The sequence below is a fragment of the Streptomyces sp. G-G2 genome (genome assembly GCF_030063135.1).
Classification (GTDB): Bacteria; Actinomycetota; Actinomycetes; order Streptomycetales; family Streptomycetaceae; genus Streptomyces.
Genome location: NZ_JASISO010000002.1, coordinates 294,800 through 314,363 on the forward strand (window position 1 = coordinate 294,800; position 19,564 = coordinate 314,363).

At 72.0% G+C, this 19,564-nt stretch carries 14 protein-coding genes; 8 read left to right on the forward strand and 6 right to left on the reverse strand.

Annotation, left to right across the window (positions count from 1 at the left end; translation table 11 throughout):
• Positions 1-26: 26 nt before the first annotated feature.
• From QMF80_RS02895 to QMF80_RS02910, 4 genes are read left to right on the forward strand one after another with little or no spacing between them, the layout of a single operon-like run.
• Positions 27-1,349: an MFS transporter gene (locus tag QMF80_RS02895; protein ID WP_283449124.1), complete on the forward strand. Its 1,323-nt coding sequence runs from the start codon at positions 27-29 to the stop codon at positions 1,347-1,349.
• Positions 1,350-1,402: 53 nt separating this feature from the next.
• A complete protein-coding gene (locus QMF80_RS02900; RefSeq protein ID WP_283449126.1) occupies positions 1,403-2,398 on the forward strand; it encodes an EamA family transporter in 996 nt (331 codons plus the stop codon).
• 51 nt (positions 2,399-2,449) lie between these two features.
• The gene (locus QMF80_RS02905) at positions 2,450-3,373 is read left to right on the forward strand and encodes a DMT family transporter (protein ID WP_283449128.1); all 924 of its coding nucleotides are present in this window, start codon (positions 2,450-2,452) and stop codon (positions 3,371-3,373) included.
• Positions 3,374-3,383: 10 nt separating this feature from the next.
• Positions 3,384-4,280, forward strand: coding sequence for a LysR family transcriptional regulator (locus tag QMF80_RS02910; protein ID WP_283449130.1), 897 nt, complete (start codon positions 3,384-3,386; stop codon positions 4,278-4,280).
• Positions 4,281-4,391: 111 nt separating this feature from the next.
• On the opposite strand, the gene pepN (QMF80_RS02915) is transcribed toward QMF80_RS02910, so the two are convergent.
• Positions 4,392-6,977 carry an aminopeptidase N gene (gene pepN / locus QMF80_RS02915; RefSeq protein ID WP_283449132.1) on the reverse strand — a complete coding sequence of 862 codons (2,586 nt, stop codon included), beginning with the start codon at positions 6,975-6,977 and terminating at the stop codon, positions 4,392-4,394.
• A gap of 138 nt (positions 6,978-7,115) precedes the next feature.
• On the opposite strand from pepN (QMF80_RS02915), the gene QMF80_RS02920 reads away from it, so the two are divergent.
• The gene (locus QMF80_RS02920) at positions 7,116-7,613 is read left to right on the forward strand and encodes a DUF1203 domain-containing protein (protein WP_283449134.1); all 498 of its coding nucleotides are present in this window, start codon (positions 7,116-7,118) and stop codon (positions 7,611-7,613) included.
• Between the two features lie 46 nt (positions 7,614-7,659).
• On the opposite strand, the gene QMF80_RS02925 is transcribed toward QMF80_RS02920, so the two are convergent.
• Positions 7,660-8,688 carry an aspartate-semialdehyde dehydrogenase gene (locus QMF80_RS02925; protein ID WP_283449136.1) on the reverse strand — a complete coding sequence of 343 codons (1,029 nt, stop codon included), beginning with the start codon at positions 8,686-8,688 and terminating at the stop codon, positions 7,660-7,662.
• Positions 8,689-9,043: 355 nt separating this feature from the next.
• Between QMF80_RS02925 and QMF80_RS02930 the strand changes: the two genes are divergently transcribed.
• The gene (locus QMF80_RS02930; protein WP_502962750.1) at positions 9,044-9,904 is read left to right on the forward strand and encodes a M28 family peptidase; all 861 of its coding nucleotides are present in this window, start codon (positions 9,044-9,046) and stop codon (positions 9,902-9,904) included.
• 121 nt (positions 9,905-10,025) lie between these two features.
• On the opposite strand, the gene QMF80_RS02935 is transcribed toward QMF80_RS02930, so the two are convergent.
• Complete coding sequence (locus tag QMF80_RS02935; protein WP_283449138.1) at positions 10,026-13,349, reverse strand: S8 family serine peptidase; 3,324 nt, start codon at positions 13,347-13,349, stop codon at positions 10,026-10,028.
• Positions 13,350-13,623: 274 nt separating this feature from the next.
• Positions 13,624-14,190 carry a CGNR zinc finger domain-containing protein gene (locus QMF80_RS02940; protein WP_283449140.1) on the reverse strand — a complete coding sequence of 189 codons (567 nt, stop codon included), beginning with the start codon at positions 14,188-14,190 and terminating at the stop codon, positions 13,624-13,626.
• A 132-nt stretch (positions 14,191-14,322) separates the two neighbouring features.
• Between QMF80_RS02940 and QMF80_RS02945 the strand changes: the two genes are divergently transcribed.
• Together QMF80_RS02945 and QMF80_RS02950 are read left to right on the forward strand one after the other, a co-directional pair.
• Positions 14,323-14,781 carry a VOC family protein gene (locus QMF80_RS02945; protein ID WP_283449142.1) on the forward strand — a complete coding sequence of 153 codons (459 nt, stop codon included), beginning with the start codon at positions 14,323-14,325 and terminating at the stop codon, positions 14,779-14,781.
• Between the two features lie 31 nt (positions 14,782-14,812).
• The gene (locus tag QMF80_RS02950) at positions 14,813-15,748 is read left to right on the forward strand and encodes a pyridoxamine 5'-phosphate oxidase family protein (RefSeq protein WP_283449144.1); all 936 of its coding nucleotides are present in this window, start codon (positions 14,813-14,815) and stop codon (positions 15,746-15,748) included.
• Here the strand turns inward: QMF80_RS02950 and QMF80_RS02955 are convergent.
• Together QMF80_RS02955 and pepN (QMF80_RS02960) are read right to left on the reverse strand one after the other, a co-directional pair.
• Complete coding sequence (locus QMF80_RS02955; RefSeq protein ID WP_283449146.1) at positions 15,724-16,683, reverse strand: hypothetical protein; 960 nt, start codon at positions 16,681-16,683, stop codon at positions 15,724-15,726. The genes QMF80_RS02950 and QMF80_RS02955 overlap by 25 nt on opposite strands.
• A 294-nt stretch (positions 16,684-16,977) precedes the next feature.
• Entirely contained in the window at positions 16,978-19,533 is a 2,556-nt protein-coding gene (pepN, locus tag QMF80_RS02960) for an aminopeptidase N (RefSeq protein ID WP_283449148.1), read from the reverse strand.
• Positions 19,534-19,564: the final 31 nt, after the last annotated feature.

The window sequence follows — 19,564 nt, forward strand, 5'->3', positions numbered from 1 at the left end:
TAACAACCTACTTCGGGGGAGCGGACATGGCGGCGCAGCGGCAACGGGTGGCAGGGGAGCGGGCGTTGCTCGTGGCCGCCGGAATCAGTTCGGTCGGGATCGGCATGTACGTCCCCTTCACGCTGGTCTTCTTCCACCACGTCACAGGCCTCTCCTTCGCCGTCGTCGGCGTGGTGCTGACCGTCACCGGCCTCGCCGGCCTGGCCCTGATGCCGTTGGCGGGCGTGGCGGTGGACCGGTTCGGCGCCAAGCCGGTCGTCCTCGTCCTCTACGCGGTCCGCACGCTGGGCTTCGTCCTCTACCCCCTCGCGGGCTCGCTGCCCGCCTTCGCCGCCGTCGCCCTGGTCACCGCGCTCGCCGACCGCTCCTTCGCCGTCGTCCAGCAGTCCCTGATCGGCGAGGTGGCGCGCGGCGGGGCCCGGGACCGGCTCCAGGCCTCGCTGCGGGCCCTGCAGAACGCCGGGATGGGTGCCGGAGCCATGCTGGTGTCCGGGGTGCTGGCCCTGTGGGGACCGGGCGGCTTCAGCTACACCGCCTGGGCCAACGCTCTGGCCTTCGCCCTGGCCGGACTGCTGGTCACCCGGGTCCGCCCGGTGCGCGACGCCGGAGCCGTCGCCGCTCCGGCCTTCCGCGCCGCCGCCCCGGACACCAGCGCCCGCCGCCCGGCCGCCGGGTACCGGATGGTGCTGCGCGACCGCGCCTTCCTCGGCCTGACCGCCGCCAACTTCCTGACCGCCCTCGGCTATTCGGCCCTCTCGGTCCTCTTCCCGCTGTACATCGCCACCTGGCTGCACGGCCCGGACTCGCTCACCGGAGCCGCCTTCACCCTCAATACCGCGCTGTGCGCCGGGGTGGGCGTGCTGATCGCGGGCCGGGTCCGCCGCTCCGGCGCCCGCCGGACCCGCTCGGCCGCCCTCGGCGCGCTGCTGTTCGCGGCCGCCTTCGCGGGCCAGATCGTGCTCGGGACCGTACGCCCCGGCTCGACCGGTCTGCTGGTCGCGCTCCTGGCGATCGTGGTCGTCTACACCGTCGGCGAGCTGGTCCACAGTCCCTCCGGCGGGGCCCTGTCGGTCTCCGCGGCCCCCGAGGCGGTGCGGGGCCGCTACCTCGCCACCTACCAGCTGTCCTACTCGCTCGCGAGCGCCCTGGCGCCGTCCCTCTTCACCACCCTGCTGGCCGTCGACGGCCGACTGCCCTGGGCCGTCCTCGCCGTCGCCGCACTCGGCGCCGCCGGGGCGCTGGTCCGGCTGGAGCGGCACCTGCCCGCCGAGGCCGTGTACGCCGACCCGCCCGCCGCCCCGGCGCCCGCCGCCGCTCCCGCCCCGGTGGCCGCGCCCGTCGCCGCCTGACCGCCGTTCGTCGCCCGTCGCCGCCCGACCGCTGCTCGCCGCCCGCCGCCCGCATGAGGAGTCCTGCCGTGAAGCGCCTCGCCACCGTCGCCCTGACCGCCCTCGCCCCGATCTCCTGGGGCTCCACCTACATCGTCGCCACCGAACTGCTGCCGCCCGACCGGCCCCTGTTCACCGGGGTCATGCGGGCCCTTCCCGCCGGGCTGCTGCTCATCGCCGTCGCCCGGGTCCTGCCCAAGGGCGCGTGGTGGTGGAAGTCCGCCGTCCTGGGCGCGCTGAACATCGGCGCCTTCTTCCCGCTGCTCTTCCTCGCCGCCTACCGGCTGCCCGGCGGGGTCGCCGCCGTCCTCGGCTCCCTCGGCCCGATGGTGGTCATCGGGCTCGCCGCCCTGCTGCTGGGGGAGCGGGCCGGTACCAAGGCGCTGCTCGCCGCGATCGCCGGGGCCTTCGGGGTCGGCATGGTGGTGCTCAAGGCCGGAGCCGCGCTCGACCTGGTCGGCGTACTCGCCGGAGTCGCGTCCTGCGTCTCGATGGCGGCCGGAACCGTCATGACCAAGCGCTGGGGGCGCCCGGAGGGGGTCGGTCCGCTGGCCCTGACGGGCTGGCAGCTCACCGCGGGCGGCCTGCTGATCCTCCCCGTGGCCGCCCTGGCCGAAGGCGCCCCGCCCGCCCTCGACGGCAAGGCCTTCCTCGGCTACGGCTACATGATGCTGGTCAACACGGGCGCCGCGTACTGGCTCTGGTTCCGCGGGATCGGCGGGCTGACCGCCACCTCCGTGACCCTGCTCGGCCCGCTCTCCCCGCTCACCGCCGCCGTCATCGGCTGGGCCGCGCTCGGCCAGGGGCTCTCGCCGGTCCAGGTGACCGGGATGGCGATCGCCTTCGCGGCGACGGTGGTGGGCCAGCTCCCGGGCCGGGGCGGGATTGCCGTGCGGACCCGGGAGCTGCGGACCCGGGAGCTGCGGGCCTCGCGCGAACTGTTCGTCATTACTGAACAGATTGATCGAAACATTTCGATAGACCTGGGCAATGAGGGGGTGCGACGGTAGCGGCACGACACACCGGAGCACCGGGACTCACACCGCAGGAGGAGACACACAGTGGCCGTCAGGGACCGCGTCCGTACCGTTTCACAGGCACAGCCCAGCAGCGCGAAGAAGGGCGCCGCCGGGCTCGGCGTCCTCCTCGCCCTGATCGCCACGGTCGTCTGGTCCGGCAGCTTCGTCGCCACCCGGGACATGGCGCAGACCGTCCCGCCCGTCCAGGCCGTCTTCTGGCGCTGGATCATCGCGATCCTCGCCGTCGCCCCCTTCGCCGCCCGCCAGGCCTGGCGGCAACGGGCCCTGATCCGCCGCCACCTCGGCTACATCTCGCTCGCCTCGCTGCTCGGCATCGCCCTGTACAACACGCTGGTCCACCAGGCGGGCCTCACCACCCCGGCGAGCACCATGGGCATGATCATGGCCGCCTCCCCGGTCATCATGGCCGTCTACTCCCGCCTCGGCGGCGAGAAGCTCGGCGCGCGCCGCACCGGCGGCCTGCTCCTCGCCGCCTTCGGCGTCCTGCTCCTCGTCGGCGACGGCTCGCTCGGCTTCGACTTCACCGCCGGTGACCTGTGGATGTTCGCCGCCGCCCTGTCCTTCGCCTCGTACAGCGCGCTGCTGCGCCGCAAGCCCGCCGAGATCAGCGGCCCCGCCTTCCTGCTGAGCACCTTCGTCCTCGGGGCCCTGATGCTCGCCCCGGTCTACGCGGTCTCGCTCTCCGCCCAGGGCGGCTTCGAAGCGGCTCCCCGCACCATCGGCCCGCTGCTCTACGTCGGAGTCTTCTCCTCCGCCGTCGCCTTCTTCTCCTGGAACAAGGCCGTCTCGATGATCGGCGCGGCCCGGGCGGGCATCGTCTACTACCTCCAGCCGGTCTTCGTCGCGATCCTCGGCTTCCTGCTCATCGGTGAGCGGACCAGCCTGACCGAGCTGCTGTGCATGGGCCTGATCCTGGGCGGTGTGACCCTGGGTGCCCGCCGGTAGGTTCGGTCCCATGCACGACTGGGACATCAAGAAGCTGCGGATCCTGCGGACCCTCGCGGAGCGGGGGACCGTGACCGCGACGGCCGAGGCTCTGACCATGACGCCGTCGGCCGTTTCGCAGCAGCTGACCAACCTCGCCAAACAGCTCGGGGTGGTGCTGCTGGAGGCGCAGGGGCGGCGGGTCCGGCTCACCGACGCCGCGCACCTGGTCCTGCGGCACACCGAGGCCGTCTTCGCCCAGCTGGAACGGGCCGACGCCGAACTCGCGGGCTACCTGGCCGGGGAGGCGGGCGAGGTCCGGGTCGGGGCCTTCTCCACCGCCGTCCCGGCCCTGGTGGTCCCGGCCGTCGCCGCACTGCGCACCAGCCACCCGGGGATCGATGTCCGGGTACGGGAGGCGGAGGCCGCCGAGGCGTACGAGCTGCTCTCGGCCGGATCGGTGGACCTGGCCCTGTCCCTGGCCGCCCACGCGCCGACCGCCCGGGACCCCCGCTTCACCCGGATCCCGCTCTTCGCGGACCCCCTGGACGTGGCCCTCCCGGGGGACCACCCGCTGGCCGCCGCGCCGGGGCTGCGGCTCGCGGACCTCTCCGGGGAACGCTGGATCTTCGGCGGCAGCGGGCCCTGGTCGGAGATCACCCGTACCGCCTGCGAGGCGGCGGGCTTCGTACCGGAACAGGCCCACTCCGCCGCCGGGTGGACGGCGATCCTCGCCATGGTCGAGGCGGGCATGGGGGTGGCGCTTGTCCCGCGCATGGCGGTGACCCGGCTGTCCTACGAGGTCGCGGTGCGGGTGCTGGAGGCCGACCGGCCCGCGCGGCACGTGATCGCCGCGCTGCGGCGGGGGGCCGAGGCGGGGCCCGCCGTGGCCCGCGTACTGGCGGCCCTGCGGCATGCCGCGCCGTAACCGGGGCTCCGCGCCGGGATCGGGGCTCCGCCCCCGATCCCGGTCCTCACACACGCAGGACGGGCCGGGTCCGCCGCGTCGCGGCAGACCCGGCCCGTCCTGGAGCCGGGGTTACGCCGAGGCGTCCGCCGCCTGCGCGCGCAGGGCGCGTTCCACGCCCGCGCGGGACTCCGAGACCAGTCGGCGCAGGGCCGCGTTCGGCTCGGCCTGCGCCAGCCACGCGTCGGTCGCGTCCAGGGTCCGCCGCGAGACGAGGAGCGCCGGGTACAGGCCCACCGCGATCTGCTGCGCGATCTCGTGGCTGCGGGAGTCCCACACGCCCTTGACCGCCGCGAAGTACTTCTCGGCGTACGGCGCCAGCAGCTCGCGCTGATCGGTCTGCACGAAGCCGCCGATCACGGCCTCCTGCACCGCGTTCGGCAGGTCGCCGGACTCCACGACGGAGGCCCAGGCCTCGGCCTTCGCCTCGGCGGTCGGCCGGGACGCGCGCGCGGTCGCCGCGTGGCGCTCGCCCGCCGCCGTCTTGTCCCGCTCCAGCTCCGCCGCGATCGCCGCCTCGCCGAGGACGCCGGTGGCGACCAGACGGCCCAGGAACGACCAGCGCAGCTCGGTGTCGACGGTCAGGCCCTCGATCTCGGCCAAGCCGTCCAGCAGCGCCGACAGGAAGGTCAGCTGGCCCTCGGTGCGGGCCGTCGCCGCGAAGGCGCGGGCCCAGGCGAGCTGGTGGTCGCTGCCCGGCGCGGCCGCGCGCAGGTGCTGCAGCGCCGCCGCGGTCCAGATCTCCAGACCGGTGTCGCGCCAGACCGGGTCGGCGTACAGGTCGATGGCCAGCTTGACCTGGCGCTGCAGGGACTGCACCACACCGATGTCCGACTCCTTGCCGATGCCCGACAGGACGAGGGAGAGGTAGTCGCGGGTGGCGAGTTCGCCGTCGCGGGTCATGTCCCAGGCCGCGGACCAGCACAGCGCGCGCGGCAGCGAGGCCTCGAAGTCGCCGAGGTGCGCGGTGACCTTGGCGAGCGAGTGCTCGTCGAGGCGGACCTTGGCATAGGAGAGGTCGTCGTCGTTGAGCAGGACGACGTCGGGACGCCGCTGCCCCACCAGTTCGGGGACCTCCGTCAGCTCGGCGGCGGCCACGTCCAGCTCCACGCGCCGCTCGCGCAGCAGCCGTCCGCTGGCCTGGTCGATCGAGTAGAAGCCGACCGCGATCCGGTGCGGGCGCAGGACCGGCTCGCCCTGGGCGCCCGCGGGCAGCGCCGGAGCCTCCTGGCGGACCGCGAAGGCGGTGATGACCCCGTCCTCGTCCGTCTCGATGTGCGGACGCAGGATGTTGATGCCCGCCGTCTCCAGCCACGCCTTCGACCAGGCGGTCAGGTCGCGGCCGGAGGTGTCCTCCAGGGCGCCCAGCAGGTCGGACAGGCGCGTGTTGCCGAAGGCGTGCGCCTTGAAGTACGCCTGCACGCCCTTGAAGAACTCATCCATGCCGACATAGGCGACGAGCTGCTTGAGGACCGAGGCGCCCTTGGCGTAGGTGATCCCGTCGAAGTTGACGAGTACGTCGTCCAGGTCACGGATGTCGGCCATGATCGGGTGCGTCGAAGGCAGCTGGTCCTGCCGGTACGCCCAGGTCTTCATGGAGTTCGCGAAGGACGTCCACGCGTGCGGCCACTTCGAGTCCTCGGCGTAGGCCTGGCAGGCGATCGAGGTGTAGGTCGCGAACGACTCGTTCAGCCACAGGTCGTTCCACCACTCCATGGTGACCAGGTCGCCGAACCACATGTGCGCCAGCTCGTGCAGGATCGTCTCGGCGCGCAGCTCGTACGCCGCGTCCGTCACCTTCGAGCGGAAGACGTACTGGTCGCGGATGGTGACCGCGCCCGCGTTCTCCATCGCGCCCGCGTTGAACTCCGGCACGAAGAGCTGGTCGTACTTCGCGAAGGGGTAGTCGTAGGCGAACTTCTCCTGGAACCAGGTGAAGCCCTGCCGGGTGACGTCGAAGATCGCTTCCGCGTCGAGGAACTCGGCGAGCGAGGGGCGGCAGTAGATGCCGAGCGGGACGGACTGGCCGTCGGCGCCCTCGTACGAGCTGTGGACCGAGTGGTACGGACCGGCGATGAGCGCGGTGATGTACGTGGAGATCCGCGGGGTGGGCTCGAAGCGCCAGACGTTGTCCTTGACGTCCTCGACCGCCGGGGTCGGCGAGTTCGAGATCACGGTCCAGCCCTCGGGGGCGGTCACGGTGAACCGGAACGTCGCCTTCAGGTCGGGCTGCTCGAAGCTCGCGAACACGCGGCGGGCGTCCGGCACCTCGAACTGGGTGTACAGGTACGCCTGCTCGTCGACCGGGTCGACGAAGCGGTGCAGACCCTCACCGGTGTTGGTGTAGGCGCATTCGGCGACGACCCGCAGCTCGTTCGCCCCGGCCGCCAGCCCGGTCAGCGCGATCCGGGAATCCTGGAAGACGGATGCTGCGTCCAGCGCCACGCCGTTCAGTACGACCTCGTGCACAGCGGGCGCGACCAGGTCGATGAAGGTCTCCGCGCCCGCCTCCGACGCCTCGAAGCGCACGGTGGTCGCGGACCGGAAGGTCCCCCCCTCCTGCGCTCCGCTCAGGTCGAGATCGATCTCGTACGCGTCGACGGTCAGCAGCTTCGCGCGCTGCTGCGCCTCTTCACGGGTCAGATTCGTGCCAGGCACGCGGCATCTCCTTCGATGGTGACGTTGCCGGACCATCCTTCCATGCGATCCGACAGGGTGCCTTGGACTAATCCACGGGCGAACGCGATGTCCGATTTCCGCCAGCTCGTGGGGCTCCGGGCGGCCATCCTGGTGCCCATGACCACCATGGATGCCGTCCCGCTCGGGGCGGGAACACTCGCCGAACTGCTGCTGCGCGACGACGCCGGTCGGCCCGGCCTGCCGTACGAGGACTCCGAGGGCGGCGCCCCGCTGCGCTGCTGCCTGCGCCGCAGCCGCCCCGGCGAGCGGATCGCGCTCGTCTCCTACGCACCGCTGCGCCGCTGGGCGGCCGCGACCGGGGCGGATCCGGGGGCCTACGACGAGCAGGGCCCGGTCTTCGTCCACGCCGCCGGCTGCGCGGGCCCGGCCCCGGGCGGCGGCCAGGCCTTCGCCCAGCCCGGCGCGCTGCGGACCGTACGGCGGTACAGCGCGGCCGGGCACATCCTCGGCGGGCGCGTCCTCGCGCTGGAGGAGGACGCCGGGGCGCAGCTGGAGCGGGCCGTCGCGGAGGCGTTCACCGACCCGGGGGCCGCTCTCGTCCACGTCCGGGCGGCGGAGTTCGGCTGCTTCCTCTACGAGGTGCGGCGGCCCTGAGGGGCCCGACCGGCCGGGGAGCCGGCGCGGGCGGGCCCGGCGGGGTTCAGCCGCGCAGTTCCTCGGCCACCAGCTCCGCGATCTGGACCGCGTTCAGCGCGGCGCCCTTGCGGAGGTTGTCGTTCGAGAGGAACAGGGCGAGACCGTTGTCCACGGTCTCGTCGACCCGGATGCGGCCCACGTACGAGGCGTCCTTGCCCGCCGCCTGGAGCGGGGTCGGGATCTCCGACAGCTCGACGCCGGGGGCGTCCTTCAGCAGTTCGTAGGCGCGCTCGACGCTGATCGGGCGCTCGAAGCGGACGTTGACCTGGAGGGAGTGGCCCGAGAAGACCGGGACGCGCACGCAGGTGCCGGAGACCTTCAGCTCCGGGATCTCCAGGATCTTGCGGGACTCGTTGCGGAGCTTCTGCTCCTCATCGGTCTCGAACGAGCCGTCGTCGACGATCGAGCCCGCGAGCGGGACCACGTTGAAGGCGATCGGGCGCTGGTAGACCGCCGGGGCGGGGAATTCGAGGGCGTCGCCGTCGTGGGCGAGGGCGCTGGCCCGCCCGGCCACGGCCTGGACCTGGCCGTCCAGCTCGGCGACACCGGCCAGACCGGAACCGGACACGGCCTGGTAGGTGGTGGCGATCAGCGCGGTCAGACCGGCCTCGTCGTGCAGCGGGCGCAGCACCGGCATCGCGGCCATCGTGGTGCAGTTCGGGTTCGCGATGATGCCCTTGGGGCGGTTCTTGATCGCGTGCGGGTTGACCTCGGAGACCACGAGCGGGACCTCGGGGTCACGGCGCCAGGCGGAGGAGTTGTCGATCACGACGGCGCCCTGTGCGGCGACCTTCTCGGCGAGCGCCTTGGAGGTCGAGCCGCCCGCGGAGAAGAGCACGATGTCCAGGCCGGAGTAGTCGGCCGCGGAGGCGTCCTCGATGGTGATCTCCCGGCCCTCCCACTCCAGGACGGTGCCCGCGGAGCGGGCCGAGGCGAACAGCCGCAGCTCGTCGACCGGGAACTTCCGCTCGGCGAGGATCCCGCGCATGACTCCGCCGACCTGTCCGGTGGCTCCGACGATTCCGACCCTCACGGTGACTCCTCTTGTTACGTACGACGCGGGCGCGCGTGGAACCATCATGCGTTCGACCCCACGAGCCTTGTCCAATCCATTGTCCGAGGAACGGACGGTGTCCGGATCGTGTACCCCCGTGACGAGTCCGTGACAGGAGTATTTCGCACCCCCGCGGGGTCCGTTTTGCCGGTTTCCGGCCGGCTGCTGCCCGTTCTGTCCTGACCGGTATCCGGACATGATCATCCGTACCGCGAACTCTCACCCCTCCCGGGAGGAACCCCCGTGCGCGCCCACCGCCACCGCCGCCGGTCCATACCGGCGCTCGCCGCCCTCGAGGCCGCCGCCGTCGCCGCGCCGCTCCTGCTGGCCGCCGGTGCGCGGCGGGTTCTCCTCGTCGGCCGAGGGCGTCATCCCCAGCGCGGGCATCACCCTGGCCGACGGCGAGGCCCTGACCGCGGCCGCCGCCGAGGTGTCGGTGTGCCTGGACCTCGACCAGGAGCACGTGAAGAAGGCCACGCGCAACGTGATCGCCGAGACCCGCGACGGCTGCGCGGACCGGGTGGTCGCGGTCGGCGCCCACCTGGACTCGGTCCCCGAGGGCCCCGGCATCAACGACAACGGCTCGGGCTCGGCCGTCTCCTGGAGGTCGTCCTCAAGCTCGCGGACGAGGGCGCCAACAAGAAGGGCAAGGGGCCCGCCAAACAAGGTCCGCTTCGCCTGGTGGTCGGCGCAGGAGCTGGGCCTGCTCGGTTCCGAGCACTATGTCGCGCAGCTGTCCGAGAAGCAGAAGAAGGACATCGCGCTCTACCTGAACTTCGACATGATCGCCTCGCCGAACCCGGTCCAGTTGGTCTACGACGGCGATGACTCGGACACGGCGGGCGCGGGCGCGGGCCCGGCCGGATCCGCGCGGATCGAGGCCCTGATCAACGGCTTCCTCGACAAGAAGCACCAGCCGCACGAGGGCAGCGACTTCGACGGCCGCTCCGACTACGGCCCGTTCATCGCGAACGGCATCCCGGCGGGCGGCACCTTCACCGGGGCCGAGGGCGTCAAGACCGCCGAACAGGCCCAGCGGTACGGGGGGACGGCGGGGGCTCCGTACGACCCCAACTACCACGCGGCCGGTGACACCCTGAAGAACCTGGACCTCAAGGCCTTCGACATCAACCTCGACGTCATCGCGCACGCGGTGGGCACCTACGCCCAGGACCTGCGCTCGATCGGCGGGTAGTCACGGACCGCGGGGCACGGAGGGAAACGGGGGACGGGAGAAACGGGGGACGGGGGGAAACGGGGGAGGGGCGGTGCTCGACGAGCACCGCCCCTCCGTCATGCCGTGATCGGGTCAGCCGCTACGGCAGGACCTTCTCGATCTGCACGCTGCCGGTGCCCGCGGCGGTGCCGCGGCCGTTGAGCAGCTGGACCTGGCCGAAGAACTGACGGCCCTCGGGGGCCGCGCTGTTGACCAGGACGTTCGCCGAGACGTTCGCCGAAGCGCCGTTGGCGAGGTTCACCTTGGCGGCCTCGTCGACCTGGACGGAGCCCAGACCGGCCGAGAAGTACACGTCGCGGTAGTCGTAGGTGGTGGAGCCGGACGGCACCGAGTAGCCGGTGACGATGACGGTGTAGGTGCCCGCGGCCGGGTTGGCCAGGCTCACCGCCTCCTCGGAGTCGCCGTCGGCGGAGGAGGCGACCTTGACACCGTTGAGCTGGACTTCGAGGTCCAGGTCGGCGGCGGCGTCGGAGACGTTGCCGATGGCGATGTCCAGGCGCGAGACGCCCTCACCGATGGTGACGGTCGAGGTCTGGACCTCACCGGCCGCGATGGTCGGCTTGGCGACCTTCGCGGAACCGAGCGGGCCGCCCTGGAGCTTGCCGCCGGTGATGGCCGCACCGTCGTTCTTGATGGTCCACTGGACCGGCGCCGGGGTGCCCAGCTTGACCTCGGGGAGCACCTTGACCGCCGGGTCGAAGCCCGCGCCCAGGACGCTGACGTCCAGCTTGTACGGGTTGTCGAGCAGCGGCGACGTACGGCGCGCCTCGACCTCGATCTCCCAGACGCCGGGCGTCGGGTTGGCGTACGAACGCAGGTCGGGGCGGCAGGTGTTGGCCGGGTTGTAGTAGTTCGGGTAGCACATGGTGGTCGCGCTGTCCTCGACGCCCACACCGTACGGGTGGATCGAGATGAAGCGCGTCTGGCTGCCCGCCGCGAGACCGCCGAGGGCGACCTCGAGGGTCTTCGCGCCCTGCGGCACGGTGACGAAGTACGACTTGGTGCTGTTGCGCTGCACCGAGGAGGTGTCCGAGAGACCGAAGGACGGCTTCGCCAGCGGGGTCGAGGCGACGACGGTCGTCATGATCTGCTTGTCGATGCCCTCGGTGGTGGCGTCGTCCAGCTGCAGGATGCCGCTGTGCGCGCCCGCCGTCTTCGGGTTGGCCTCGACCTTGATGGTGACGGGCTTGTTCAGCGGCAGGGTGACGTAGTCGTAGCCGCCGACCACCTTGAAGGTGCCGTCGTTGTTGCGCCAGGTCAGGTCGTGACGGGTGCCGTACTTGACGCCCGTGGTGCGGGTGACGACGACGTCGTAGACCTTCTTCTGGCCGACCTTGAGGCCGCCTTCGCGGTCGTACAGGCCGGTGCCGAAGCCCGGGGTCTTCAGGAACTGGTCGATCGCGGTGTCGACCGGGGCCTTGACCGCGAAGTCGTCGGCCTTCGGGCCGCGCTGGATGGACTCCCAGGCGCCACCGATGTTGATCAGACCGGCGCCCTGCTCGTGCGCGGAGGCACCGTCGATCTTCTTGGCGGTGCTGGTGAGCGCGATGCGCAGGCTCGCCGGGGTCAGCGCGATGTGCTGCTGTTTGGCGGCCGAGATCAGCAGGGCGCTGGCGCCCGTCGCCTGCGGCGAGGACATCGAGGTGCCCTGGAGCATCGAGTAACCGGCGGGCAGGGTGTAGCCCGCCTCCTTCACCGGGGAACCGGGCAGCCAGGTCTGCGTGGTGTTGATGGCCGCGCCGGGGGCGGTGATGGTGGGCGTCAGGCCGCCGTCCTCACGCGGACCGCGCGAGGAGAACGGGAAGAGCGCGTACTTCTTGGTCACGCCGGAGCCGTAGTTGGCGGCCCAGGTCTCCTTGGAGACCGCGGCGCCCACGCTGACGACCTTGTCGGCGAGACCGGGGTCACCGATGGTGTTGACGCCCGGGCCCTCGTTGCCCGCCGAGATGACGAGCTGGACGCCGTAGGTGTCGATCAGGCGGCCGTACAGCTCCGAACGCGCGTTGTTGCCGTCGTTCAGGGCCGGGAGACCACCGATGGACATGTTGACGATGTCCACGTGGCGGTTGACGACGAGGTCGATCATGCCCTCGGTCAGGGCGATGTTGGTGCAGCCGCCGGACCAGGAGCAGGCGCGCGAGGAGACGATCTTCGCGCCGGGGGCCTCACCGTTCATCTTGCCGCCGAACAGGCTGTTCGCCGCGGTGATGCCCGCGACGTGGGTGCCGTGCTCGGACTCGATGATGCCGATGTTGACGAAGTCGGCCTTCTTGCCGACCCAGTCCCCGCCGTACGGGTCCATCGGGACGTCCTTGCGGATCTCGATGGTGAACGGGATCCGCTCGGCGACGTCGGTCGCAGGGTTGTCGGTGCCGAAGTAGCCGATCTGGTAGCCGTCCTTGTACGGCTTCATCGGCTCGTTGTTGGTGAAGTCGCCGTCCTGGTCGGTGTCGACGCGGACGGTGCCGGCCACCGCGTCGTACAGCATGCCGAACCGGTCGGTGGTGTCGCCGTCGCGGTTGACGTCACCCTTCGCGTCGCCGGTCGCGGTGATCGACTCGCTGAAACGGCTCCACTGGTACGAACCCTCGGGGGCCTTCCAGCTCTGGCCGCCCGCGGTGAAGGAACCGCCCGTGGCGGTGACCGGGGTGATCTGCGGACGCCAGGTCGCGTCGTTGTCCGCGATCGGGTCGGTCGCGGTGACCCAGTCGACGATCTTGCGCTCGCCGGTGGTGGTCTTCTGGAGCGCCGGGTGGCCGAGGTCGACGCCGGAGTCCAGGATGCCGATGGTGACCCCGCGGCCGTCGGCCTGCGGGTTCTGCTTCACGAAGTCGACCGCGCCCGTCTCGAAGGACGGGTTGTACGGGTTCTTCGCGGGGGTGTTCTTGTCGGGCCCCGGGTAGGTCTCGGCGGCCGTCTTCTTGGCGGCCGCGTTCTCCTGCTTGGCGTCGGGACGCGGGTCCGGCAGCGCGATCTCGTGGCGCAGGTCGATCCCGTGCACGGCCGACAGCTTGGCGGCGGCCTTGAGGGCCGCGTCCGCCTTGTCGGTCGGCAGGGTGGCGCGCACGTAGCCGAGCTTGTCGTACGTCTGGCCCACCGAGGCGCCCTGTACGGCGTCCAGCTGCTGGGCCACCTGCTTGGTCTCGCCGGGGGCGGTCGCCACCATCACGGTGACGGTCTTCTCGCCCTTGGCCTGCGCCTGCTGGAGCAGTTCTGCGTCCGCGGAACCGAGCTTCTGGTCGGCGGACTTGACCGCGGCGGAAGCAGCCGGGTCAACGGTGCCGCCCGCTGCGAACACGGGCACTGCGCCGGTGGCCGCGAGGGCGGCCACCAGGCCCGCCGCGGCAGCGACGCGTGCGACGCGCCGCGTGCCGGATATGGGACCGGGGGATTCGAGGGTCATCAGCATCCCTGGATAAGTGAAAGGAACAGTCCGGATTTCGGTGCCGGATGACCGGTCAGCTTGGCGTAAGTGACAGCTGTTTGGGGAGAGTTGTCATTGACCGTGACCTGTCATGGCGGATTCTCGCCATCGCGCGGTATGCGCCATCAGGAACCCATCCGGGCAGACCGGTGCGAACCGGGGGTGCCGAAGAGGAGATTTGTAGACTCGCTGACCACGCGTCAGCGCACGGGTGCGCCGCGGCCGGGGTCCGGGTGTGACAGTTTTCGCGCTCCTAGCGCTCGCGCGTGCGCGCGTAATGACGGGAAGCCTTCGCCCGGTTCCCGCAGGCGGTCATCGAGCACCAGCGCCGGGTGCCGTTGCGCGACACGTCGTAGAAACGCAGTACGCAGGTCTCCGAGGCGCACGAGCGGATCCGGTCGGGGGCGGCGCCCAGCAGGTCGAGGTAGTCGCGGGCGGCGGTCCAGGCGGGGCCCCAGGCGGGGTCGGCGAACTCCGCCCGCTCGCCCGGGCCCTCGGCCGTGAGCGTGGCCCGGATCCGGCCGTTTTCGAGCACCGCGTCGACCAGGGCGCGCGCTCCCTCGTCGGCCGGGTCGGCGACCGTGCGGGCGAGTGCCTCGCGTGCGGTCAGCAGGTGGATCAGGGTCGGCGCGTCCGCCCGGAAGCGCTGGTCGAGCCCGGTGGAGCGCAGCCAGAGGGCGACGCCTTCGATCCGGGTCAGCCCGGCCGCCCCGGCCCCGGCGAAGAGGTCGGTGAGGACGCCGTCCTGCATCCAGCGGGTGTTCAGCAGGTCCAGGGCGATCGGTTCCCCGGTCAGCGGCCGCGGGTCCGTCGTCGTCATGCCTGCTCCTGTGGGCCTCTCGATGCCTTGCTAACCCCTCAAGACTACGTGACCGGTTGACGTGGAAGAATCTAACCTCTAACGTTGTTTTAGAAGGTTAGACAGGATGGATCGCCACGGAAAGGGCCAGTCATGACGACTGTCACCAGCACACTGCGCACCGGCCACATCGGCCTGAACGTCACCGACCTCGGCCGCTCGCTCGGGTTCTACCGGGACGCCCTCGGCTACGAGCTGCTGGGCGAGGGCGCGGAAGCGGACCGCCGCTTCGCCTTCCTCGGCCAGGACGGCGTACTCGCCCTCACGCTCTGGGAACAGGCGGACGGGCCCTTCGCCCCCGCCTCCGCCGGACTGCACCACCTGGCCCTGTCGGCGGGCACGATCGAGGAGGTCCGGGCCTACGAGGAGCGGCTGCGCGCGCTGGGCGTCGACTTCGCCCACGAGGGGATCGTCGCCCACCGCGAGGGCGCGGCCTCCGGTGGGATCTTCTTCCACGACCCCGACGGCACCCGGCTGGAGATCTCCGTCCCGACCGGCGCCGAGGGCGCTCCGGCGCCCAGCGGTACCGCCCCGACCTGCGGTTTCTTCTAGTCCTCGGTTTCTTCTAGGAAGGGAGGCCGCCATGGGCTACCACCGAGGTTCCCGGGCCGTCCAGGAGCGCGTCGGCGTACGGGAGGCCGCCGACCACGTCGGACGCTCCATCGGCAACGGCATCCGGGAAGTCGCGGCCGTCTTCCTCGCCCAGCAGCCCTTCCTGGTGGTCGGCGCGGCCGACGGGGCGGGCACGCTGTGGGCCTCGCAGCTCACCGGGCCGCCCGGATTCGTACGGGCCACCGGGGCCCACCGGATCACGGTGACCGGGGGAGTGCCCGAGGGGGATCCGCTCGCCGGGGCGCTCGCGACCCCGGGCACCGCCGTCGGCACCATCGCCCTGGACCCGCGCACCCGGCGCCGGATGCGGCTGAACGGGACGGTCGCCGCCGGTGCGGTCGCGGCCGGTGCGGGGCGGGCCGGGCGGTTCGGCGTCGAGGCCGAGCGGGTGTTCTCCAACTGCCCCAAGTACCTCCAGAAGCGGCACCCGCTGGAGCTGGTGCCCGACGGGGGCGGGGTCGTGCGGCGCGGTGGATCGCTCACCCCTGACCAGGAGCGGACCGTACGGGCCGCCGACACCTTCTTCATCACCACCACCGCCGAGGGCGGGGTCGAGGCCAGCCACCGGGGCGGCGGTCCCGGTTTCGTCGAGGTGCGTTCGCCGTACGAACTGTCCTGGCCGGACTATCCGGGGAACGCGATGTTCCTGACCCTCGGCAACCTCGTCAGCGATCCGCGGGCCGGGCTGCTCTTCCCGCACTGGGAGAGCGGGGCGCTGCTCCAGCTCAGCGGCCGGGCCCGGACCGGGTTCGGCGCCGACGGCGGCCGGACGGTCCGCTTCACCGTGGAGTCGGTGGTCGAGAGCCGCCACCCGGGGCGGCTGCGCTGGAGCGGACCGGAGTACTCCCCGGCCAACCCCCCGCTGGGCGGGGACCGCCCCGCTCACCTGGGGAGTACGACGAGATAGGCGGCGGGCTCGCGGTCGCCGGACGCCGTCAGGGCGGTCCGGACGACCGCGGCCTGCTGTTCGGCGTGGTCGCGCAGCTTGCGCGGGGTGATGTGCAGGACAGTCACCCCGAGCCCCTCCAGGGCGTCCCGCTTGCGCGCGCACTCCGACCACTGCTCGTCCTCGCCCTGGCGCGGGGCCCGGGTGTCCAGTTCCACCGCGACCGCCTGGTCGGGCCAGTAGGCGTCCACCCCGCCCAGGTGGGGGCCGCCGGGGATCCGCAGGTCCACGTTCCACACCGGGTCGGGCAGGCCGTGCAGGCGGACCAGGTCGTAGAGCCGGTCCTCGGCGATGGCCCGGCCCTCCGCCAGCAGGGACTCCACGGCGTCCACCACGTGCGGTCGGCTCAGCAGCCGGCCCACCGTCAGCTCCCGCACGAGCGCGGCCGGTTCGCAGTGGCCGCCGCGCACGGCCTCGCTCAGCAGGCGGCGTACGGTTCCCGCGTCCGAGAGCTGCGCGACGGCGTCGGCGACGGCGCGGGCCACCGGGGCCACGGGCAGGCCGGTGACCTCCTGGGGGTGGGGCGGGACGTGCGAACGGACGATCCGTACGCAGCCGGTGGAACGCAGCCGGCGGGTGCCGGGGACCAGGACGTCGATCTGCGGGAGGGCGAGCAGGGTGGGGGCGGAGGTGAACCGGTACAGCGCGAGGGCCGCCAGCCCCGTGATCATGGCCTCCCCGCCGCGGCGGCCCGCGTAGAGCAGCGCGGCGTGCAGCCGCTCCTCGCTGGTCGCGGGGCCCGAGTGGAGCAGGAACACCCCGGGCAGGATCTGCTGCCAGGGCCGCCCGGCGGCGTCGGAGGCGCTGATGCCGTGTTCGCGGAGCTGGGAGAGGGTCAGGACGCGGGGGCGGGTACCGGTGAGGTGCCGGAGGGGGAGGGGCGTGTTGTGGTTCATGAGCCGGGGATTCCGCATCCGGCGCCGTCGCTAACCGCTGTTACACGTTCGTCGACAAACCGGGACAAGCCCGGGCTAAAGTACGGGCGTTCGACGGTCGATAGGGCCCCCGCCCCTCCGCCCTCCGGGGCGGCGCACATTCAGCCCGCCGGCCCGGGGCACATCCAGCCCGCCCGGCGTTTGAGGGCGTCATTGAGCCGGGCCCGGGGGCGGGCCGTTGCCTCCGGCGGCGCCTCAAACGCCGGCGGGGCTATAAGGGCCGCCCCCCGGGGGGCTTTCAGCTTGGCCAGAGGGTCAGGCGGAGGCGGCCGTGTCGCAGGACTGGCCTCGCAGGGCGCGGGCCAGGTCGTCGCGGGACTCGAGGACCAGCCGCCGCAGCGCCGGCGCGGCCGCCTCGTGCCCGGACAGCCACGCGTCGGCGGCGGCCACGGTCGCCTGCGAGTCCTGCAGCGCCGGGAACAGCCCCCGCACCACGTCCATCCCGATCTGGATCGACCGCTCGCTCCACACCCGCTCGATCGCGTCGAAGTACCGCTCCGCGTACGGCGCGAGCACGCCCCGCTGCGAGGGCTGCTGCATCCCCGCGATCGTCGCCTCCACCAGCGCGTTCGACAGCGCGTCCGACTCCACCACCACCGCCCACGCCTGCGCCTTGACCGCCTCCGACGGCCGCGCCGCCAGGCACCGCACCGAGTGCCGCTTGCCCGACGCCGTGTCGTCCCGGGCCAGTTCGGCGGCCAGCACGCCCTCGTCGACCGCGCCGTGCGCGCTCAGCGGCAGCAGGAAGTCCCAGCGCAGCTCCTGGTCCACCTCCAGCCCGTCGATCCGAGCGGAGCCGTCCAGGAGCCCCAGCAGCAGCTGGAAGTCGCCCTCGCTCGCCGCGCCCGCCGCGAAGAACCGGGCCCAGGTCAGCTGGTGCTCCGACCCCGGCTCCGCCAGCCGCAGCTCCTTCAGCGCGCCCGCCGCCAGCAGCCGGCCGCCCTGCTCGCGCCACTGCGGCGCCGCGTAGTGGGTGATCGCGCCCTGCGCCTGCGCGTGCAGCATCTGGAGCACGCCGACGTCCGTCTCCCGGCCCGCGTGGGCCAGTACCAGCGCGAGGAAGTCCCGCGCGGGCATCAGCGCGTCGCGCGTCAGGTTCCACAGCGCCGACCAGCACAGCGCCCGCGCCAGCGGATCGGTCAGCGCGCCCAGGTGCGTGCGCAGCGTGGTCAGCGAACCCTCGTCGAAGCGGATCTTGCAGTAGGTCAGGTCGTCGTCGTTGACCAGGACCAGATCGGGCCGCTCGGCGCCCGCCAGTTCCGCGACCACCGTCCGCGCGCCCGCGACGTCGATCTCGGCCCGTGCGTAGCGCACGAGGGCGCCGTCCTCCAGCCGGTACAGGCCGACCGCCACCCGGTGGGGGCGCAGTTCGGCGCCTTCCTGGAGCACGGCGAGTTCGGTGATCCGCCCGGCCGCGTCATAGGTCACCAGCGGGGTCAGCGCGTTCACGCCCGCCGTCTGGAGCCAGGCCCGCGACCATTCGCCCATGTCCCGGCCCGAGACCTCGGCCAGCACCGACAGCAGGTCGTCGAGCGTGGTGTTCCCGTACGCGTTGGCCTTGAAGTAGCGCCGCGCGCCCTCCAGGAAGGCGTCGCGGCCGACGTAGGCGACCAACTGCTTGAGCACCGCCGCGCCCTTGGCGTAGGTGATGCCGTCGAAGTTGAGCTTCGCGTCCTCCAGGTCACGGATGTCGGCCGTGATCGGGTGCGTGGAGGGCAGCTGGTCGGCCCGGTACGCCCACGCCTTGCGGTTGTTGGCGAAGGTGACCCAGCCGTTGTCGAAGCGGGTCGCCTCCACCATCGAGAAGGTGCCCATGAAGTCCGCGAAGGACTCCTTCAACCACAGGTCGTCCCACCACTTCATGGTGACCAGGTCGCCGAACCACATGTGCGCCATCTCGTGCAGGATGACGTTCGCGCGCCGCTCGTAGGAGGCCCGGGTGACCTTCCCGCGGAAGATGTACTCCTCGCGGAAGGTCACCATCCCCGGGTTCTCCATGGCGCCCAGGTTGTACTCCGGCACGAAGGCCTGGTCGTACTTCCCGAAGGGGTAGGGGTAGTCGAAGTGCTCGTGGAAGAAGTCGAAGCCCTGCTTGGTGACGAGGAAGACGTCGTCCGCGTCGAAGTGCTTGGCCAGTCCCTTGCGGCACATCGCGCCGAGCGGGATCGTCAGCTCACCGCGCGTGTAGGTGTCCGTGACGTAGTGGTACGGGCCCGCGACCACGCAGGTGATGTACGTCGAGATCGGCGCGGTCTCGGCGAAGCGGCGGGTGTTTTCCTCGCGGGACTCCTCCACGCCGTTGCTCCACACCTGCCAGCCCTCGGGCGCGGTCACCTCGAAGCGGTAGGGGGCCTTCAAGTCGGGCTGCTCGAAGTTCGCGTACACCCGGCGCGCGTCCGCGGGCTCGTACTGGGTGTAGAGGTAGACCTCGCCGTCCTCCGGGTCCACGAACCGGTGCATGCCCTCGCCGGTTCGGCTGTACGCGCAGTTCGCGTCCACCACCAGGACGTTCTCCGTGGCCAGGTCCGCCAGCGCGATCCGCGAGCCGTCGAACACGGCGGCCGGGTCGAGGGCGGCGCCGTTGAGGGTGACCGCGTTAACCGAAGGGGCGATCAGGTCCGCGAAGGTGGCGGCGCCGGGAACCGCGGAGCGGAAGCGGACGGTCGTCACGGAGCGGAAGGTCCTTGGTCCCTCGGCCGGTTCGTTCTCGTCCACGGCGGACCGGAGGTCGAGGACCACCTCGTACCCCTGGACTGACAGCAGCTCGGCCCGCTCGCGGGCCTCGTCGCGGGACAGGTTTTCACCGGACACGGGCACTCCTTCGTGCGTGTTCACGTTTTCG

Bases quoted from the DNA above. Each gene is read 5' to 3' on its own strand.
- QMF80_RS02940 (WP_283449140.1), bottom strand. From the start codon at position 14,190: ATGACGACGACGGACCCGCGGCCGCTGACCGGGGAACCGATCGCCCTG.
- QMF80_RS02920 (WP_283449134.1), top strand. From the start codon at position 7,116: ATGACCACCATGGATGCCGTCCCGCTCGGGGCGGGAACACTCGCCGAA.
- QMF80_RS02900 (WP_283449126.1), top strand. From the start codon at position 1,403: ATGAGGAGTCCTGCCGTGAAGCGCCTCGCCACCGTCGCCCTGACCGCC.
- QMF80_RS02910 (WP_283449130.1), top strand. From the start codon at position 3,384: ATGCACGACTGGGACATCAAGAAGCTGCGGATCCTGCGGACCCTCGCG.
- QMF80_RS02935 (WP_283449138.1), bottom strand. From the start codon at position 13,349: ATGACCCTCGAATCCCCCGGTCCCATATCCGGCACGCGGCGCGTCGCA.
- QMF80_RS02950 (WP_283449144.1), top strand. From the start codon at position 14,813: ATGGGCTACCACCGAGGTTCCCGGGCCGTCCAGGAGCGCGTCGGCGTA.
- QMF80_RS02945 (WP_283449142.1), top strand. From the start codon at position 14,323: ATGACGACTGTCACCAGCACACTGCGCACCGGCCACATCGGCCTGAAC.
- QMF80_RS02895 (WP_283449124.1), top strand. From the start codon at position 27: ATGGCGGCGCAGCGGCAACGGGTGGCAGGGGAGCGGGCGTTGCTCGTG.
- QMF80_RS02955 (WP_283449146.1), bottom strand. From the start codon at position 16,683: ATGAACCACAACACGCCCCTCCCCCTCCGGCACCTCACCGGTACCCGC.